Source organism: Variovorax sp. GW822-FHT04A09, from assembly GCF_058801005.1.
In genome coordinates, this window is record NZ_JBXAMV010000001.1 from 1,000,421 (window position 1) to 1,016,767 (window position 16,347).

The following is a 16,347-nucleotide window of genomic DNA, read 5'->3' on the forward strand; positions in this document are numbered from 1 at the left end:
CAAACCACCGATGGAAGCAGCACAACCGGCCGACGCGCCGCCGCATGTCGATGTCCTGATCGTCGGCGCCGGCCTGTCCGGCGTCGGCGCCGCCTGCCACCTGCAGGCGCAGTGCCCGGGCCGCAGCTACGCGATCCTCGAAGGGCGCGAACGCAGCGGCGGCACCTGGGACCTGTTCCGCTACCCGGGCGTGCGCTCCGACTCCGACATGTACACGCTGGGCTACGTGTTCCGCCCGTGGACGCAGGCCAAGGCGATCGCCGACGGCCCGTCGATCCTGCAGTACGTGCGCGACACCGCGCGCCAGCACGGCGTAGAGGACAAGATCCACTACCAGCACCGCGTGGTGCGCGCCGCCTGGTCAAGCGCGCAGGCCTGCTGGACGGTCGATGTGGAGCAGGGGGCCGACAAGCGGCTCGTGCAGTGGCGCTGCAACTTCCTCTTCCTGTGCAGCGGCTACTACCGCTACGAAGCGGGCTACACGCCCGACTTCGCCGGCATGGCCGACTTCAAAGGCCGCATCGTCCATCCGCAGCACTGGCCCGCCGACCTGGACCACGGCGGCCAACGCGTGGTCGTGATCGGCAGCGGCGCCACCGCGATGACGCTGGTGCCCGCCATGGCCCAGACCGCCGCGCACGTCACGCTGCTGCAGCGCTCGCCGACCTACGTGGTGGCGCGCCCGGCCGAAGACCCGATTGCCAACCGCCTGCGGCGCCTGCTGCCCGCGATGGCCGCGTACCGCCTCACGCGCTGGAAGAACGTGACGCTCGGCATGCTGTTCTTCCGGCTCGCGCGGCGCAAGCCGGCGCGCGTCCGGCGCATGCTGCTGGGCGGCGTGCGCCACGCGCTCGGGCCCGGCTACGACATCGCCACGCACTTCACGCCGCGCTACAACCCGTGGGACCAGCGCCTGTGCCTCGTGCCCGACGGCGACCTGTTCGCCGCGCTCAACGCGGGGCGCGCCTCGATGGTCACGGACCACATCGACACCTTCACGCCCGAAGGCCTGCGACTGAAGTCGGGCCGCGTGCTGGAGGCCGACATCGTCGTCACCGCCACCGGCCTCGAACTGCAGGTGCTCGGCGGCATCGAACTGAGCGTGGACGGCCGCCGCGTCGACCCCGCCGCGACCTTCAACTACAAGGGCATGATGTACAGCGACGTGCCCAACCTGGCCTCGTCCTTCGGCTACACCAATGCCTCGTGGACGCTCAAGTGCGACCTGACCTGCGCCTACGTCTGCCGGCTGCTGAACCACATGCACAAGCACGGCTGGCGGCAATGCACGCCGTACAACGCGGGCCCCGACCTGTCGCCCGAACCGTGGATCGATTTCAGCTCGGGCTACGTGCAGCGCTCGCTCGACAAGTTTCCGAAGCAGGGCGCGCACACGCCGTGGAAGCTGCACCAGAACTACCTGCGCGACATCCTCCTGCTGCGCCTCGGGCGCGTGGACGACGGGGTGATGGCGTTCTCGAACCGCGCGGTTTGATCGCGGCTTGACCCCGCTGCGTGACGCGATGATGTATAGCTCTGCTCAATACAACATCGAAGATTTTTGAATTGGATCGATGGCAGGCGGCGGTGATTTACTCCGCCCGGCGTTGCACTCGCACTGAAAAAGCGGCGAGGCGGTGCCCGGGAATCACCCCACGACCCTGTGATGAGGAGACCTCATGAAGTCATCGATCCGTGCATCCCTGGCGGGCCTGCTGTTCGCAGCGCTGGCAGGACATGCAAGCGCTGCCTCGCTGGACGCTTTCGCGGCCACGCCGAACGCCGCCATCTCCGGCAACAACATCGAGAACCTGACGCAGTCGACGCCCGAGATGTGCGCGTCGGCCTGCCTGGGCGCGCCACGCGGCGCCTGGTGCGTCTCGTTCGACTACAACAAGACCGCCCAGAGCTGCGACCTGAGCGACAAGCGCGCCGCCGACGTGGGCGGGCTGAAGACTGACTACCCCGGCAACCCGTATGACCACTACAGCCTCAAGCCCGATCCGCTGAAACCTTTCGCGCGCACACCCAACGCAGCCATCAGCGGCTACAACACCGAGGCCCTGCAGGCCGTGACGCCCGCCGACTGCGCCAACGCCTGCACCGACGCGAGCCGCTCGTCGTGGTGCAAGTCCTTCGACTACCACAAGACCAACCAGCGCTGCGACCTGAGCGACAAACGCGCCGGCGACGTGGGCGGCCTGAAGACCGACTACGTCGGCAACCCCTACGACCATTACTCGCTGATCGCGGGCGAGGGCGTTCCCAACCCCGTGCCCGGCAACAAGCACATCCTCTTGATCGGCATCGACGGCCTGCGCGGCGACGCCATCCAGTGCGCGGGCTGCGTGCAGACGCCGGCGATGTCGGCGCTGGTCGCCGGCGGCGCCTTCCACGGCAACGTGCTGGCGGGCGGCACCAAGCAGGCGACCGTGAGCGGGCCCGGCTGGTCGTCGGTGTTCACCGGCTTCTGGGCCGACAAGCACGGCGTGACCTCGAACACCACCACCTTGCCGCTGAAGAAGACGCACGTGTTCGACCAGATCAAGGCGGCCTGGCCGACGGCCACGACCGCGGTGGTGGGCGACTGGTTCAACATCACCCACAACCTGCGCCCGGCGCTGGCCGATTTCGTGGTCGCCAACGCGGCCAAGAACTCGCAGCAGGCCACCGATGCGGTGAAAGGCTGGCTGAGCTGGAAGCACCCGCCGACGGCGATCTTCTACTACCTGCACAACGTCGACGTCCACGCGCCGAGCTACGACCCGCTCAACGCGTTCTACCAAGGCAAGATCGCCGGCGAAGACCAGCAGATCCAGCAGGTGCTCACGGCGCTCACGTCGCGGCCGAACTACGCGAACGAGGAATGGCTGATCGTCGTCACCTCCGACCACGGCGGCACCGGCAGTGGCCACGGCGGACAGACGGCGGCCGAACGCAGCACGCTGCTGATCCTGAACAACAACCACCAGAACCCGCTCAAGCCCAGCTACTGCGTGGGCAGCCTCGGGGGTACCGCATTGACGCAGGTGGACGGCACGACGCCGCACATCCTGGACTTCCTGGGCCTGCCGAACACCACCGAAGGGCAGAAGCACCCGGCGTGCGGGAACTGAGGGCAGGCGAGTCCGGGCGGAGCCGAAGGGGAGGGTAGCCCGCGCGCATGCCGTGCGCGGCAGGCGAAATGCCTACCCTTCGGCGATCGGCGGGTTGAACCCGCACATAATCTCGCGTTTTCTTTTGTTCTGAATCTCTCAGGTAGCCACGCCGTGTCGAAGCCAACCTGCCCCTGGACTTCGACCAACCCTTTCCGGCTGTGGTGCGCCCGTGTTCGAACGCTATTACCGCGAGCTGCTGAGCTTTCTGTCCCGCAAGGTACCCGACCGCGCCACCGCGGCCGACCTGGCGCAGGAGAGCTACGTGCGGGTGTACGAGGCGCAGCGCACGGGCAGCGTGGTGCGCGACCCACGCGCGCTGCTGTACCGCACGGCCCGCAACCTCGTCACCGACCACCACCGCCGCACCAGCGTGCGCGCGGGCGGCGACACGGCGGCGCCCGATGACGCACCGCCCGACGCCGACGACTGCATCGGCCCGCCCACCTTCGAGCCCGACGCCATCCTGTCGTCCAGCCAGGGCATGGCGGCCATGGTCGAGACCATCGACCGGCTGCCTCTGCGCTGCCGCGAAGCCTTCGTGCTCTACAAGTTCGACGGGCTCTCGTACGCCGAGGTGGCTGCGCGCATGGGCATCTCGGTGCGGACGGTCGAGATGCAGTTGCGCATCGCGATGGAGGCGTGCTGGGCGTGCCTGGAGCGGACCCGTGGTTCAGAGTGAGATGAGACGCCCCATTACAGGGTTTGACCACGCTCGTGCGTCTACCCCCATAAGAACGATCCCCACGTCATGACCCTCACGTCGCCACCGTCCGAAGAAGCCCTGCGCCTGCGACAGGACGTGCTGGACTGGTTCGTCCGCCGCCAGCGCGCGCAATGGAGCGTGTCCGACGAGCGCGCGTTCCAGGCCTGGCTCGGTGCCGATGCGCGCCATGGCGAGGCGTTCCGCGAATGGGAGTCGCGCTGGCGCGCCTTCGACGCGATCGCGCCCGAGACGGTCGCGGGCTGGCGCAGCGGCTTCGAAGGCCGCGCGCCCGCCGCACCCACGCGCCGCGGCTTCCTGAAACCTGCTTTCGTCCTGGCAGCCTCCGGCATGGCGGTCGGCGCCGGCTACCTCGGCTGGCACCACGTGCAGGCCCAGCCCGTGTTCGAACAGGCTTTCGCCACCCGGCGCGGGCAGCAGCTCGAAGCGCCGCTGCCCGACGGCTCCCGGCTGCGGCTGGACACCGCCACCCGCCTCGAAGTGCGCCTGTTCCGCGACCGCCGCGAGGTGACGCTGATCGACGGGCAGGCGGTGTTCGCGGTGCAGTCCGATGCGAAACGCCCCTTCGACGTGCTGGCCGGTCCGCTGCGCGTGCGGGTGGTCGGCACGCGCTTCGCCGTGCGCCACACCCCCGGCATGCCGGGCGCCGATGGCACGCGGGTGTCGGTGGAAGAGGGCAAGGTGCGCGTGGTGCGCCGGGCGCCGGATGCGACGAGCGAAGTCTTCCTCGTCGCCGGCCGCCAGGTGGAAAGCGATGCGCAGGGCCGGTTCTCCGCCGTCTCGGCCGTGCCGCGCGACGGCATCGCGCCCTGGCGCGAGCACCGCCTGAGCTTCGTCGACACGCCGCTGGCCCGCGCGCTGGCCGAGCTGGAGCGTTACGGCAGCACCGGCCTGGTGGTGAACGACCCGGCCGTGGCGGCCCTGCGACTGAGCGGCACCTTCGACCCGCGGGACGCGCGCACGCTGCGGCGCGCCCTGGCCAGCGCCTTGCCGGTGCGGCTGAAGGACACCGGCACGGTCGCGGAAATCCTGCCAGCCCCCTGAAACAAAAGAATCAAGAATTTCTCGCCGGCACTACGGGGATTCCGCCGGCTCGTGCGTCAGCCCAGATAGGAACCATTTGCATTCACTACCTGGAAGACGTTCGATGACGAAGCGCTTGAGAACAAAGATGACACCCGCGCCGCTGGCCCTGGCCGTTGCACTGGCCCTGGCGAACGCGCCCTTGATGGCCCGGGCGCAGGGCGCGCCCCAGCCGATCCGCATCGCGGCCCAGCCGCTGGCCGAGGCGCTGAACGACTGGGCGCGGCAGACCCGCATCCAGCTGGTCGTGCAGCAGAGCCTGATCGCGGGCAAGACCGCGCCCGCCATCTCGGGCAGCCTGACGGCCCGGCAGGCACTCGACCGTTTGCTGGCGGGCAGCGGCCTGGCGGCCACGATGGAAGGCAATGCGGCCGTCATCAAGACCGCGCCCGCCACGGGCGGCACCTCCACGCTGCCGGCGGTGACCGTCGTGGCCGACGGCGAGGAAAGCGCCACGGGCCGGGTGCAGGGCTATGTCGCCAAACGCAGCGCCACCGCCACCAAGACCGACACGCCGATCATCGAGACGCCGCAGTCGATCTCGGTGATCACGGCCGACCGCATCGAGGCCATCGGCGCCACCAACCTCAAGGACGCGCTGGGCTACACGCCGGGCGTGTCGACCACCACCTACGGCGCCGACTCGCGCTACGACTGGATCTCGCTGCGCGGCTTCGACGCCTATTCGCCGGGCTTCTATCTCGATGGCCTGCCGCTGCGCAACAACAGCACCTGGGGCGTGTGGCGCACCGAGAACTACGGCGCCGAGCGCATCGAGCTGCTGCGCGGCCCGTCGTCGGTGCTGTACGGCATGAGCGGCCCCGGCGGGGTGGTGAACGTGGTCAGCAAGCGGCCCACGGCGGAGCCCGTGCGCGAGCTGCAGCTGCAGGTGGGCGACCACGCCCGCAAGCAGGTGGCGGGCGATTTCTCGGGCGCGCTCGATGCCGACGGCAAGCTGCTGTACCGCATCACCGGCCTCGTGCGCGATGCGCAACTGCCGGCGGGCAAGGAGGCCGACGACCGCATGTACATCGCGCCTGCGCTCACCTGGAAGCCGTCTGGCGACACCACGCTCACCTTGCTGTCGCAGTTCTCGCGCACGCGCGGCGGGGTCTACACGCGCGCACGGCCGCAGGTCGGCTCGCTCGATCCGACCGCGATCGGCACCACCATTCCCTCGAAACTCTTCGTCGGCGAGCCCGGCTTCGACCGCTTCGACCAGGACCAGCAGATGGTCGGCTACCAGTTCGAGCACCGCATCAACGACACCTTCACGGTGCGGCAGAACGCGCGCTACGCGCACCAGAAGCTCGACTACACGGGCACGCAGCTGAAGGGCTTCATGGCGCTGAACCCCGACGTGCCGAACGACCCGCTCAACTTCCAGCAGATGTCGCGCAGCGTGTTCGGCAGCCGCGAGAACATCGGCGCCCTGGCACTCGACAACCAGCTGCAGGCGGATTTCCGCCTGGGCGAGACGCAGCACAAGGTGCTGGTCGGGCTGGACTACCAGCGCACGCGCATCGACCAGGTCACCTTCAGCGGCGGCAGCGCCTCGCCGCTGAACATCTACGCGCCGGTGTACGGCGGGCCAATCGAGCGGCCCGCGCCGTATTTCGACGGCGTCACGCGGCTTGCGCAGACCGGCGTCTACCTGCAAGACCAGATCAAGTGGGGCGAGCGTTGGACGCTGACGCTGGGCGGGCGCTACGACACCGCCGACAGCACCGTGGACAGCCGCCTCGACGGCTCGCGCCAGCGCATGCGCGACCACAAGTTCACCAGCCGGGCCGGCCTGGTCTACCTGCACCCGAGCGGTTGGGCGCCGTACCTGAGCTACTCGGAGTCGTTTGCGCCCACGGCCACCATCGACCCGGCGTCGGGCGACCCGTTCAAGCCCGAAAGCGGCAAGCAATACGAGGCCGGCGTGCGCTACCAGCCCACGGGCAGCAAGGCGATGTACAGCGCCGCCATCTTCGACCTGCGGCGCAAGAACTACATCAGCTACGACGGCGAGTTCATGCCCAAGCAGACGGGCGAAATTTCGGTGCGCGGGCTGGAGCTCGAGGCCACGGCCGAGATCGCCTCGCGCCTGAACCTCACGGCGTCGTACAGCTACACGCCGCGGGCCATCGTCACGGCCAGCAGCAACACGAGCGAGATCGGCAAGCAGGCCACGGCCGTGCCGCGCCACCGGCTGTCGGTGTGGGCGGACTACCGCTTCGCCGGCGGCGTGAAGGTGGGCCTGGGCGCGCGCTACACAGGCTCGAACTACGGCGACGGCGAGGCCGCGTGGCCGAGCAAGGTGCCTGCGTCGACGGTGTTCGACGCCATGCTCGGCTACGACATCGACCGCTGGAGCCTGGCGCTGAACCTGCGCAACCTGACCAACAAGACGTACTTCGCGAACTGCGGCTACCGCAACTGCTACTACGGCTACCCGCGCACGGCGACGGCCACGGCGACCTACCGCTGGTAGGTCAGCGACGCTGTGCCAACAGGTGTCGCCCCAGCGCCTCGAAGGCCGGCAGCGTCACCGGGTCGTTCGCGGCGTTGCCCGCGATCGGGTGCGAGGCGTAGCGCACGATCACCATCTCGGCCTTCGGGTCGATGTAGATGCGCTGGCCGTGCACGCCGCGCGCCATGTAGGCGCCGTGGTCGTTGTGCGTGACCCACCACATGTTGCGGTAGCTCCAGCCCTGCAGCAGCGGGTAGCCGCCCTTGACGAAGGCGGCCTTGTCGCCGCCGCGGCGGATGTCTTCGACGGCGGCCTTGGGCACGACCTGCCTGCCTTTCACGCGGCCGTCGTTGCGCAGCATCTCGCCGAAGCGCGCGAGGTCGCGCAGGCCGGTGTTCAGGCCGCCGCCCGCGAAGGGCGTGCCGATGGAGTCGACGGTGAAGTAGGCGTCCTGCTCGGCGCCCAGCTGGCGCCAGATGCGCTCCGACAGCAGCTGCGCCACGGTGCGACCGGTGGCGCGCGCGATCACCCAGCCCAGCACGTCGGAGTTGACGGTCTTGTAGCCGAAGCCTTCGCCGTGCCGTCCCTCGGGCTGCACGGTCTGCAGGAACTCGTAGTAGCTGCGCGGGCCGGTGTAGTCCTTGGGTTTGGGCAGCGGGTTGCCTGCCTGCGCATGGGCCCAGACCTCGGCCTTCGGGTCGGCGTAGTCCTCGCTGAACTTCAGGCCCGTGGTCATGTCGAGCACCTGGCGCACGGTGGCGTTGCCGAAGGCCGATGTCGCCAGCTCGGGCACGTAGTGGGCCACCGGCTTGTTGGCATCGAGCGTGCCTTCGGCCACCAGCATCGCGCCCAGCGTGCCGACCACCGACTTGGTGACCGACATGGCGCCGTGCTGGCCGTCGTTTCTCAGCACGCCGAAGTAGCGCTCGTAGACCACGCGTCCGCGGTGCAGCACGAGGATGCCGTCGGTGTAGGTGGCGGCCAGCGATGCGTCCCAGGTCATGGGCGTCTTCGCATCGAGCGGCGTGAAGCGCAGCGTGTCGATGTCCTTGCGCAAGGCCTGGGGCAGGGCGGACGGCGCACCGAGCCCGCGCGACACGTTCACGGTCGGCATCAGCTGGCGGAAATTCGACACGCTCCAACGCATCGCCGGAAATCGGAAATAGCTGCCGTCGTCGAAACGCAGCGTGCGGTCGGGCGGTGGCGGCGAGCCGGTCATCCAGCCGAGCCGGGCGGGGTCGCTGGCGGCGGCGTCGGGGTAGGTGGCCTCGGCCGCGCCGGCCGACATCGCCAGGGTGGCGAGCGCGGCGCTCAGCAAAGCCTGGGCGCCAAGGCGGGTTCTGGAAGGGGCGAACATGGCAGTTCCGAAGCGAAGGACCGGCCCATTGTGGCCCTCGGCCCGGCCTGCGAACTTCTCACTGACAGCCGCGGCGCAGGTTGACAGGGCGCCGCTTCGGCTTTGATACTGAACCCTTCAGTTCATCATTCAACCCAAGGAGATTCCATGCAGAAGATCATTCCCTGCCTCTGGTTCGACGGCAACGGCGAGGATGCGGTCAACTTCTACACCGCCATATTTCCGAAGTCACGCCTCACCGACACGCTGCTCTGGGGCGATGTGAATCCCGCCAAGAAGGGCAAGCTGCTCACCGCGACCTTCGAGCTCGACGGGCAGTCGTTCATGGTGCTCAACGGCGGGCCCGAATACAAGATCACGCCGGCCATCTCGCTCATCGTGACCTGCGAGACGCAGGAAGAGGTCGACTACTACTGGGACAAGCTGCTCGAGGGCGGCGGCCAGCCCGTGCAGTGCGGCTGGCTCACCGACCGCTTCGGCGTGTCGTGGCAGGTCACGCCGATGCCGCTGATCCGCATGTTCCAGGACAAGGACGCGGCCAAGGCGGCCCGCGCGATGGCGGCCATGATGAAGATGATCAAGCTCGACATCGCCACGGTGAAGAAGGCCTTCGACGGGGAGTGACCCCCGCCGAGGCACCGATCAGACCAGCCGGCCGATCGGCTTCTTGCGCCACACCAGGCGGTAGTACGCGGTCTGCAGCAGCAGCATCGCGCCGAAGGTCACCGGGTAGGCGACCCAGATCCCGTCCAGGCCCATGCCGAAATGGCGGCTCATGAGCCAGGCCACCGGCACTTCGACGCCCAGGATGCAGACGATCGAGATGAGCGTCGGCACCAGCACCGAACCGCTGGCGCGCATGATCCCCGAGATCGCCGAGGCCATGCCGAACAGCACCAGGCTCCACAGCATGATGTGCAGCAGGTTCTGCGCGATCTCGATCACCGGTGCGCTGGTGATGAAGAAGCCCATCAGCGGACGCGAGAACAGGTAGCCCAGCAGCACCAGCCCGCCCGTCAGCACGAGGTTCATGCCCAGCGCGGTCTGCACGATGGCGCCCAGCCGGTTGGCGCGGCCCGCGCCGATCGCCTGCGCGCCGAGGATCGACGTGGTGATGGCGATCGAGATGGCCGGGAACTGCACGTAGGCCACCACCTGGTTCACCGCGCCGTAGGCGGCCGTGGCGTTGGAGCCGTAGCTGTTGACCATCGACAGCAGCACCACTTCGGCCAGCGCCACCACGATCATCTGCACGCCCGTGGGCACGCCGATCTTCAGCACCGCCTTGAGCAGCTGCGGCTGGATGCGCAGGCAGCGCACGAACTCCGCGTCGGGCGCAAGCGGGCTCTTCTTCTGGCGCAGCCGGAAGCCCAGCCACGTGGTCGCGACCGCGAACGACAGCACCGAGGCCCACGCGCCGGCCGCCACGCCCAGTTGCGGCAGCCCGCCCCAGCCGCGGATGAGCGCGGGCGTGACCACCAGGCCGATGGCCGTGGAAATCAAGAGCGTCAGCAGCGGCGTGATGGTGTCGCCCACGCCGCGCAGCATGGCGGTGGCCAGCAGGAACAGGAACACGCCGGGCATCGCGATCAGCATGATGCGGGCGTAGCGCGTGGAGTCGGCCAGCACGTCGGGCGGCGTGCCCAGCATGGCCAGCATCGGCGTGGTGAAAAGGCCCCCGAACACCGCGATCGCCAGCCCCAGCAGCAGGCCCACCGTGAGCGTGGTGCCCGCCACCGCCTTGGCCTTGGCCGCGTCGCGCGCGCCCCAGGCCTGGCCGATGAGCACCGACGCACCCGCGCCCAGGCCGATGATGAAGGCGATGAAGAAGAACATCACCGGGAAGAAGCTCGACACCGCCGCCAGCGCGCTCACGCCGAGCATCTGCCCGACGTAGACGTTGTTGATGGTGCCGGAGAGCGACTGCAGGATGTTGCTGAGCAACATCGGCGCCAGGAAGAACAGGAACACCTTCCACAGCGGACGCGGCGCACCCACCGGCGCCACGGGCACGCCGCGCAATCCGCTCGGGTTGCCGGGGCCGGTGGAGGTGGTGCTGCTGCTGCTGTCGGGCGCCGCGCTCATGCGGCACCCCAGCCACCGGCCGACAGCTTGTGCAGGTGCACGCGCAGGTCGGTGGGCCAGGGTTCCACGAGGTCGCTGAAGCGCTGATGCTCGCCCGCGAACAACGCGCGCGTGGCTTCCTCGAAGCCGGGCAGGTTGCCCGCGATGGCGGTCATGAAGCGGTAGGTGGCTTCGCGCGCGGCGCGCACCGTGTCGCGGTCGGCGTGCACGTGGCGTGCGTCGTCGACCAGCTTGCGCAGCGCCACCGAGGCGCCGCCCGGCTGGCGGCCGAGCCAGTCCCAGTGGCGCGGCAGCAGCGTGACTTCGCGCGCCACCACGCCCAGGCGCGGACGGCCGACGCCGCGCGGCGCGTCTTCGTGTTTCTCGGCTTCGAGCGCGGAGGTCTCGATGGCCTTGGGGTCGCGCAGGTCGACATCGAGCTGCTCGCCGGTCTGGTCGTCGAACACGAGGCAGGTGGCGGCGTCGCCGCGCTCGCGCAGTTGCGTGAGCACCTGGGCCTTGGTGCCGGCGGCGACGCGCTGGAAGCCGGCAAACGCAGTGAATGTGGTCGGTAGTTCGTCGGGTGACATGCAAATTCTTTTTGGGTTGTCGATCCGGGCGGAACGAAACGAGGTTCGTAATCTACCCGCAGGACGGTTCAGGCGTGCGGCGTGTCGTGATCGCACAGCACCCGCAGCGCGGCATGCAGGTCTGGCAGGCGTTGCGGGTCCAGCGATTTCACGGCATCGACGCAGATCGCTTCGACGGTGGTGATGGCGGCTTGCATCAACTTCTTTCCGCCGCTGCGAATATTCGCATGGCGCCGGGGGTCGCCATCTGTTCCCGTCGTGCGCTCGGCCAGGCCGGTCTTTTCGAGCAGCACCATCTTGCGGATGAGCGCCGACATTGGCAACCCCAGCGTGTGCGCGAGCTCGGTCATCGGCATGCGGTCGTTGCCGGCACGCAGCAACAGGTGGAGCAGGGTGAAGTCGTCGTAGTCCAGCCCGTGGAAGGCGCCCAGGTCCTCGTTGAGTTTCAGGCTCAGGCTGGCGTGGGCGCGGCCGAGGTCGAGGCAAAAACCCAGTGCGTCGGTGCTCATGGCGTGTTGTAGCCCTTGTCAGTGGTGCACTGGAGTTCCTCGCGCCAGAGCTCCAGCAGCTTTTCCAGCTCCGCCGCGCGGTCGAAGGCGGGGTCGTCGCGCTCCTTCACCCGATCGATCACCTCGAAACCGAAGTGCGTCGTGCCATACGCCACCCAGTCGCGCTGCAATGCCTTGTTGCGGTGCGAGCGCAGGTTCAGCTCGAAGCGGGCGCGGTTCATGGCGCCTTCGACGTCGAGGCTGCCGGCCACGTAGACGCGGCCGTCCGTCAGGTTGCGGATGACGAAGACGCCGGCGGGGCGCACGCTGTCCTTGTATTGCTTGACCAGGGTACGCCTGGTGTGGGGAGATGGATTCATCTCCAAATATTACCCGGGCAAAATATAAAACACAATACACCCGGGTAAAAATAGATTCACTCGGCGCGCAGCCGGTGCCAGCCGCGCAGCACCCGCCGGTGCACCGCACGCACGATCCGCCAGGGGCGGCTTTCGCGCACCCGTGTCAGCACCTGGTCTTTCCAGCCTTTCCAGCGCGGGTACCAGCGGGCGAACCAGGCCAGCCGCATCAGCGAGCCCTCGACCAGCTGGAAGATCCGCGCGACCACGGCCGTGCCCGCGAGCTTGGCCAGCAGCAGCACGGCCATGCCGCTGAACGCGTGGCCGCGGCCGAACAGGAACAGCGCCAGCAGCTTCACCGGAAAGAGCAGCAGCATCGGCACGAAGAACGCCAGCAGCGCGCCCCAGGGCGGCAGCGCGCGCAGCAGGTTCTCGAGCCGCGCCCAGAAGGGCAGCCGTGCAAGCCGCGCGACCAATGCCGCGAGCGGGGCCCAGCCCCATTCCTCGAACAGCAGCACCGGCACGAGGATCGTGGTGGCAACGGCGCGAAACAGGGCGCGCAAGGCGCGCACGAGGGGGTTGTGCATGCGCGAAGGGTATACGCACACGGCCGCGCGCCGCCGGGACCTTGCGGACCCGGCGGCGCATCGTGCGAAAAAGCTGCGTCTGCGCGCCTGTCTCTATTTGCGGCCGACGCTGCTGTCTTCCGCGGGCCGGAAGAACAGGTACTCGCCCCGGCCCAGTTCGGGCGTCACTTCGTAGCCGCTGCACCGCGTGACGTTGCACTGGATGATCACGACGCGCGGCCAGATGGTGGCCGAGGTCGGGAACCCCGGCATGTACTGCGGCACGTGCCAGACGCCGTAGTCGCCCACCGGCTCGGCGTTTTCCGTGCCGCTGGCGTTCTGCAGGCCGCTGCCCATGGGCATCCGCTCGATGCGGATGATCGGCGTGGCGGCGACCGACGCCGTCGCCACGCAACAGGCGGCCAGCCAGAGAGGAACGGTCCTGGTGTTCATGGTGATGGACTCCAGAGCCGACCTCATTGCGCGTCGGCCGGTGCCGACGCCACCTCGTCGGCCGGTTCAGCCGGCAGGCGGCGCGTGATGCGCGCTTCCAGGATGTCCGGCTGCGGGGCCACGGCGCTTGCCATGACCGGGGCCGGCTCCGCCGCAGGTGCCGCGGCTTCCTCGGCAGGCGCTGCGGCCACGGGGGCCGGTGCCACTTCCGGCGCAGACACCGGGACGGCGGTCGCGGCCGGCGCGGGTTGCGGCGCCGGCTGTTCCTGCGCCGGGGCTGCCATGGGCATCGCCTCGACCAGCGTGGCCGGTGCGGCGGGCTGCTGGACCGCCACGACCGGCGCGGGTGCCGGGGCCGGCGCCAACGCGACAGGCGCCGCAGGTGCCACGGGCGCCACCGGCTGGGGCACGGCCACCGCCACGGGAGCCGGCGCAGGTGCTGGAGCCGCGGCCACGGGTGCCACCGGTGCCGCCGGACGTGCCGCCACGGGCGCGCCGGCCGAGGAGGCCTGCGGTCCGAACGCGCTCACGCGCTCTTCGGCGGTCATCGACTGCGGGCACTTCGAGCCGGTCATCTCCAGGGCCGCCTGGGCCGCCGGGTCCATGCAGTCCATGGCCAGCGACGCTGCCTTCATGCCCTTGTTCCAGAGCTCGCGGCTCATCTTCAGGCGCTTGCAGTGTTCGTCCGTCCAGGTGGTGCCGAAGCTCAGCCCGACCCCTGCGCCGTTGGCGCTGGCGCTGGTGCTGCCCATGCAGGTGTCGTTGCTGGTCGTCAGGTTCGGGCCGCTCACGGAGGGCACGTTCTTGACGGTGTAGCTGCCACGGTAGTCGACAGTGCTGGTCGTCGCGCCCGTGTTGTTGATGTTCTGTGTGCTGTTGCTGTCCACCGTGGCCCGGGAGGTGACTTCCGAGGGGGCGGAGCTATTGAAATTCACCGCCTGGGTGTTGCCCTGGGCGTTGGTGGTGGCTGAACTCTGCGACTGGTTGTTGGCGCCACCCGCCGTGGTCTGCGCCAAGGCGCCGGCGGACAGGCCCAGCAAGGTCAGGGCAATCAATGTTTTCATTTTTTCGACTCCTTTGGGAAGCAGGGGAGGGGCGTGCCCCTCCCCGTTTCTGGTCCAACAACCGATGGTCCGGATCGCTCAGGGAGCGTTGGCCGTTGCGCCGGAGATCGCGCCACCGGCGGTGCCGCCACCGTTGCTGAAGCCCGCTGCGTTGCCCACGGCGAAGTTGATGACGCCCGTGGAGCCGCCGGTCGAGCCCGACGTGGCCGAGGTCGTCGTGCCGTTGACGATGCCGTTGACCGCGCCCGAATTGGCGCTGAAGCCGGCCGTCGTGCCCGAGGTGCGCGTCACCACGGCCAGACCGCCGCCAGGACCTGCAGCGGTGGCTGCGGTGTTGTTGGTGGTGGAGCCGGCTGCGCCGCCTGCAGAGCCGCTCACGGGGTTGGCGCCGCCGCCGGCGTAGTTCGCATTGGCGCTCGAGGTCGCATTAGCCTGTGCATTCGCACCGCCTGCAGCCACGCCGTTGCCGGTCGTTGCTGCCACGCTGGTCACGCGTCCTTGCGTGGTGGCCGAGCCGCTGGCGGTGGCGCCGCCGACGCGCAGGAAGGCGTTGCCTGCTGCGCCGCCCGCTGCGTTGGCCGTGGCCGACGAGGTGGAGCTGGCTGCGTTGTAGCTCAGTGCGCTGCCCGTTCCGGAGCTGGCGGCGACCGAGCCAGCCGAGCTGGAGGAGCCGGTCGTGGTGTTGGTGACGGCGAGCGCCACGCTGCTGCCGGTTGCGGTCCCGATGCCAGCCACGAGAACCACTGCCATGGCGATAAGAGTCTTCTTCATGATGCTTCCTCGATAGTGTTGAAACGAACCCGATCGCCGGGGAATCCGGCCATCAGCGACGGTCAGCGAGCACGGATTGAATGGATTCCGTTGCGACCGGGATGCAGTTTCAGCGGGGGGAAGGGATCGAAAAATGCCTCAGGCTGGGTAGTGCAAGGCTATGGCGAAAGCAATGTCCGAGGGCGTTTTGGGCGTTGGCAGAGAGCCGGCTCTAGGCCCTGTTCCCCTCGTGGGAACTATCACTTTGGTTCACAATCTGGCAATATTGCAACCGAAAGAAACCAAGGTAATCAAAAAAACCGATAGCCGGAAAAAGAGTAGAAATCGATTAACTTTTGTTCACGAAGTCGCGACTTTTATCTGTGACAAGGGGGCTTAAATGGAAAACGATCTCGACATTTCATTGACCGATGTCGGTGGTGGCGCTAGGAAATTCTCCAATCCCGGCCAGTTCGGTGGGCTGCTGGCTCCCTCGGCGGATACCCTGCCGTGGCCGGACTACCTCACGGGCCAGGAAACCAAGCCCGTTCGTGTCCTGCTCGTCGACGACGACCCCTTTGTCCGCCGTGTCATCGCCCAGGAACTGCTGGGCGATCTGCGCATCCAGCTCGAAGGCCAGGCCGGCTCCCTGCGCGAGGGAAGGCGCCTCTTGATGCAGCATGAATTCGATGTGCTCATGGTCGACATCCGCCTCGGAGACGGCAGCGGATTCGAGCTCATCGAAGAGGCCAAGAAGCACCGCAGCGCCGCCGAGATCATCGTCATTTCCGCGCTGGAAGACGAGCCCCAGGTGCTGCATGCCTTCGAGCTCGGCGCCTCGGGTTACCTGGTGAAGAACGCCTGGTTCCAGAGCTATGCCCAGGCCGTGCTGCAGGTGGTGAATGGCGGCGCTGCCATCACCCCCCGGCTGGCGCGCCGGCTGCTCGTTCACCTGGACCACCAGCGCGCCAATCCGAGCCCGGTGCGCCCGCCGGACAGCAAGGCGACCCTGTCGGCACGGGAGCGCGAAGTGTTGCGACTTGTAGCCACGGGATATGTGACGGAAGAGATCGCGCTGCAGCTCACCATCAGTGCCCAGACGGTTAACGCGCACGTCAAGAACATCTACCGCAAGCTGCACGCCCATACCCGCGCGCAGGCCGTGAGTTTCGCCTCGCACCGGGGGCTGCTCTAGGGCGCGCTTCGGGCGCGCCGCGTTCGCAGCGGAGCCACCCA

16 protein-coding genes are annotated in these 16,347 nt (G+C 68.5%); 7 read left to right on the forward strand and 9 right to left on the reverse strand.

Features of this window, described 5'->3' with window-relative positions:
• The first annotated feature begins 10 nt into the window (after positions 1–10).
• From AC1RLW_RS04490 to AC1RLW_RS04510, 5 genes are all read left to right on the forward strand, one after another.
• The gene (locus AC1RLW_RS04490; protein WP_493192318.1) at positions 11–1,495 is read left to right on the forward strand and encodes a flavin-containing monooxygenase; all 1,485 of its coding nucleotides are present in this window, start codon (positions 11–13) and stop codon (positions 1,493–1,495) included.
• A 184-nt stretch (positions 1,496–1,679) separates the two neighbouring features.
• Positions 1,680–3,116 (forward strand): PAN domain-containing protein, encoded by a 1,437-nt coding sequence (locus AC1RLW_RS04495; RefSeq protein WP_493192319.1) that lies wholly within the window; start codon positions 1,680–1,682, stop codon positions 3,114–3,116.
• Positions 3,117–3,327: 211 nt separating this feature from the next.
• Positions 3,328–3,837, forward strand: a complete 510-nt coding sequence (locus AC1RLW_RS04500) for an RNA polymerase sigma factor (RefSeq protein WP_493192320.1) — start codon at positions 3,328–3,330, stop codon at positions 3,835–3,837.
• 69 nt (positions 3,838–3,906) lie between these two features.
• Positions 3,907–4,923, forward strand: coding sequence for a FecR family protein (locus AC1RLW_RS04505; protein WP_493192321.1), 1,017 nt, complete (start codon positions 3,907–3,909; stop codon positions 4,921–4,923).
• A gap of 103 nt (positions 4,924–5,026) precedes the next feature.
• Positions 5,027–7,441, forward strand: coding sequence for a TonB-dependent siderophore receptor (locus AC1RLW_RS04510; protein ID WP_493192322.1), 2,415 nt, complete (start codon positions 5,027–5,029; stop codon positions 7,439–7,441).
• 1 nt (position 7,442) lies between these two features.
• On the opposite strand, the gene AC1RLW_RS04515 is transcribed toward AC1RLW_RS04510, so the two are convergent.
• On the reverse strand, positions 7,443–8,777 hold the full coding sequence (locus AC1RLW_RS04515; protein WP_493192323.1) for a serine hydrolase domain-containing protein: 1,335 nt from the start codon (positions 8,775–8,777) through the stop codon (positions 7,443–7,445).
• Between the two features lie 147 nt (positions 8,778–8,924).
• On the opposite strand from AC1RLW_RS04515, the gene AC1RLW_RS04520 reads away from it, so the two are divergent.
• Positions 8,925–9,401, forward strand: coding sequence for a VOC family protein (locus AC1RLW_RS04520; protein ID WP_095947618.1), 477 nt, complete (start codon positions 8,925–8,927; stop codon positions 9,399–9,401).
• A gap of 18 nt (positions 9,402–9,419) precedes the next feature.
• Here the strand turns inward: AC1RLW_RS04520 and AC1RLW_RS04525 are convergent, their stop codons facing one another.
• The 8 genes from AC1RLW_RS04525 to AC1RLW_RS04560 form a co-directional block, all read right to left on the reverse strand.
• Entirely contained in the window at positions 9,420–10,862 is a 1,443-nt protein-coding gene (locus AC1RLW_RS04525) for an MATE family efflux transporter (protein ID WP_493192324.1), read from the reverse strand.
• Positions 10,859–11,431 (reverse strand): DUF2239 family protein, encoded by a 573-nt coding sequence (locus tag AC1RLW_RS04530; protein ID WP_070060635.1) that lies wholly within the window; start codon positions 11,429–11,431, stop codon positions 10,859–10,861. The genes AC1RLW_RS04525 and AC1RLW_RS04530 overlap by 4 nt, the downstream gene beginning before the upstream one ends.
• 68 nt (positions 11,432–11,499) lie before the next feature.
• Positions 11,500–11,940, reverse strand: a complete 441-nt coding sequence (locus tag AC1RLW_RS04535) for an AsnC family transcriptional regulator (RefSeq protein WP_493192325.1) — start codon at positions 11,938–11,940, stop codon at positions 11,500–11,502.
• Positions 11,937–12,299, reverse strand: a complete 363-nt coding sequence (locus AC1RLW_RS04540; RefSeq protein ID WP_492726718.1) for a GIY-YIG nuclease family protein — start codon at positions 12,297–12,299, stop codon at positions 11,937–11,939. Before AC1RLW_RS04540 ends, AC1RLW_RS04535 begins: the two co-directional genes overlap by 4 nt.
• A 56-nt stretch (positions 12,300–12,355) precedes the next feature.
• A complete protein-coding gene (locus AC1RLW_RS04545) occupies positions 12,356–12,865 on the reverse strand; it encodes a hypothetical protein (RefSeq protein WP_095745288.1) in 510 nt (169 codons plus the stop codon).
• 93 nt (positions 12,866–12,958) lie between these two features.
• Entirely contained in the window at positions 12,959–13,297 is a 339-nt protein-coding gene (locus AC1RLW_RS04550; protein WP_062480212.1) for a hypothetical protein, read from the reverse strand.
• Positions 13,298–13,320: 23 nt separating this feature from the next.
• Positions 13,321–14,361 (reverse strand): hypothetical protein, encoded by a 1,041-nt coding sequence (locus tag AC1RLW_RS04555; protein WP_447744079.1) that lies wholly within the window; start codon positions 14,359–14,361, stop codon positions 13,321–13,323.
• Positions 14,362–14,439: 78 nt separating this feature from the next.
• Positions 14,440–15,132, reverse strand: a complete 693-nt coding sequence (locus AC1RLW_RS04560; protein WP_062472930.1) for a hypothetical protein — start codon at positions 15,130–15,132, stop codon at positions 14,440–14,442.
• Positions 15,133–15,511: 379 nt separating this feature from the next.
• Between AC1RLW_RS04560 and AC1RLW_RS04565 the strand changes: the two genes are divergently transcribed.
• Positions 15,512–16,306 (forward strand): LuxR C-terminal-related transcriptional regulator, encoded by a 795-nt coding sequence (locus tag AC1RLW_RS04565; RefSeq protein ID WP_062472928.1) that lies wholly within the window; start codon positions 15,512–15,514, stop codon positions 16,304–16,306.
• Positions 16,307–16,347 lie beyond the last annotated feature (41 nt).

Bases quoted from the DNA above. Each gene is read 5' to 3' on its own strand.
- AC1RLW_RS04510 (WP_493192322.1), top strand. From the start codon at position 5,027: ATGACGAAGCGCTTGAGAACAAAGATGACACCCGCGCCGCTGGCCCTG.
- AC1RLW_RS04520 (WP_095947618.1), top strand. From the start codon at position 8,925: ATGCAGAAGATCATTCCCTGCCTCTGGTTCGACGGCAACGGCGAGGAT.
- AC1RLW_RS04540 (WP_492726718.1), bottom strand. From the start codon at position 12,299: ATGAATCCATCTCCCCACACCAGGCGTACCCTGGTCAAGCAATACAAG.
- AC1RLW_RS04560 (WP_062472930.1), bottom strand. From the start codon at position 15,132: ATGAAGAAGACTCTTATCGCCATGGCAGTGGTTCTCGTGGCTGGCATC.
- AC1RLW_RS04535 (WP_493192325.1), bottom strand. From the start codon at position 11,940: ATGAGCACCGACGCACTGGGTTTTTGCCTCGACCTCGGCCGCGCCCAC.
- AC1RLW_RS04545 (WP_095745288.1), bottom strand. From the start codon at position 12,865: ATGCACAACCCCCTCGTGCGCGCCTTGCGCGCCCTGTTTCGCGCCGTT.
- AC1RLW_RS04565 (WP_062472928.1), top strand. From the start codon at position 15,512: ATGGAAAACGATCTCGACATTTCATTGACCGATGTCGGTGGTGGCGCT.
- AC1RLW_RS04550 (WP_062480212.1), bottom strand. From the start codon at position 13,297: ATGAACACCAGGACCGTTCCTCTCTGGCTGGCCGCCTGTTGCGTGGCG.
- AC1RLW_RS04490 (WP_493192318.1), top strand. From the start codon at position 11: ATGGAAGCAGCACAACCGGCCGACGCGCCGCCGCATGTCGATGTCCTG.
- AC1RLW_RS04515 (WP_493192323.1), bottom strand. From the start codon at position 8,777: ATGTTCGCCCCTTCCAGAACCCGCCTTGGCGCCCAGGCTTTGCTGAGC.
- AC1RLW_RS04555 (WP_447744079.1), bottom strand. From the start codon at position 14,361: ATGAAAACATTGATTGCCCTGACCTTGCTGGGCCTGTCCGCCGGCGCC.
- AC1RLW_RS04525 (WP_493192324.1), bottom strand. From the start codon at position 10,862: ATGAGCGCGGCGCCCGACAGCAGCAGCAGCACCACCTCCACCGGCCCC.
- AC1RLW_RS04495 (WP_493192319.1), top strand. From the start codon at position 1,680: ATGAAGTCATCGATCCGTGCATCCCTGGCGGGCCTGCTGTTCGCAGCG.
- AC1RLW_RS04530 (WP_070060635.1), bottom strand. From the start codon at position 11,431: ATGTCACCCGACGAACTACCGACCACATTCACTGCGTTTGCCGGCTTC.
- AC1RLW_RS04505 (WP_493192321.1), top strand. From the start codon at position 3,907: ATGACCCTCACGTCGCCACCGTCCGAAGAAGCCCTGCGCCTGCGACAG.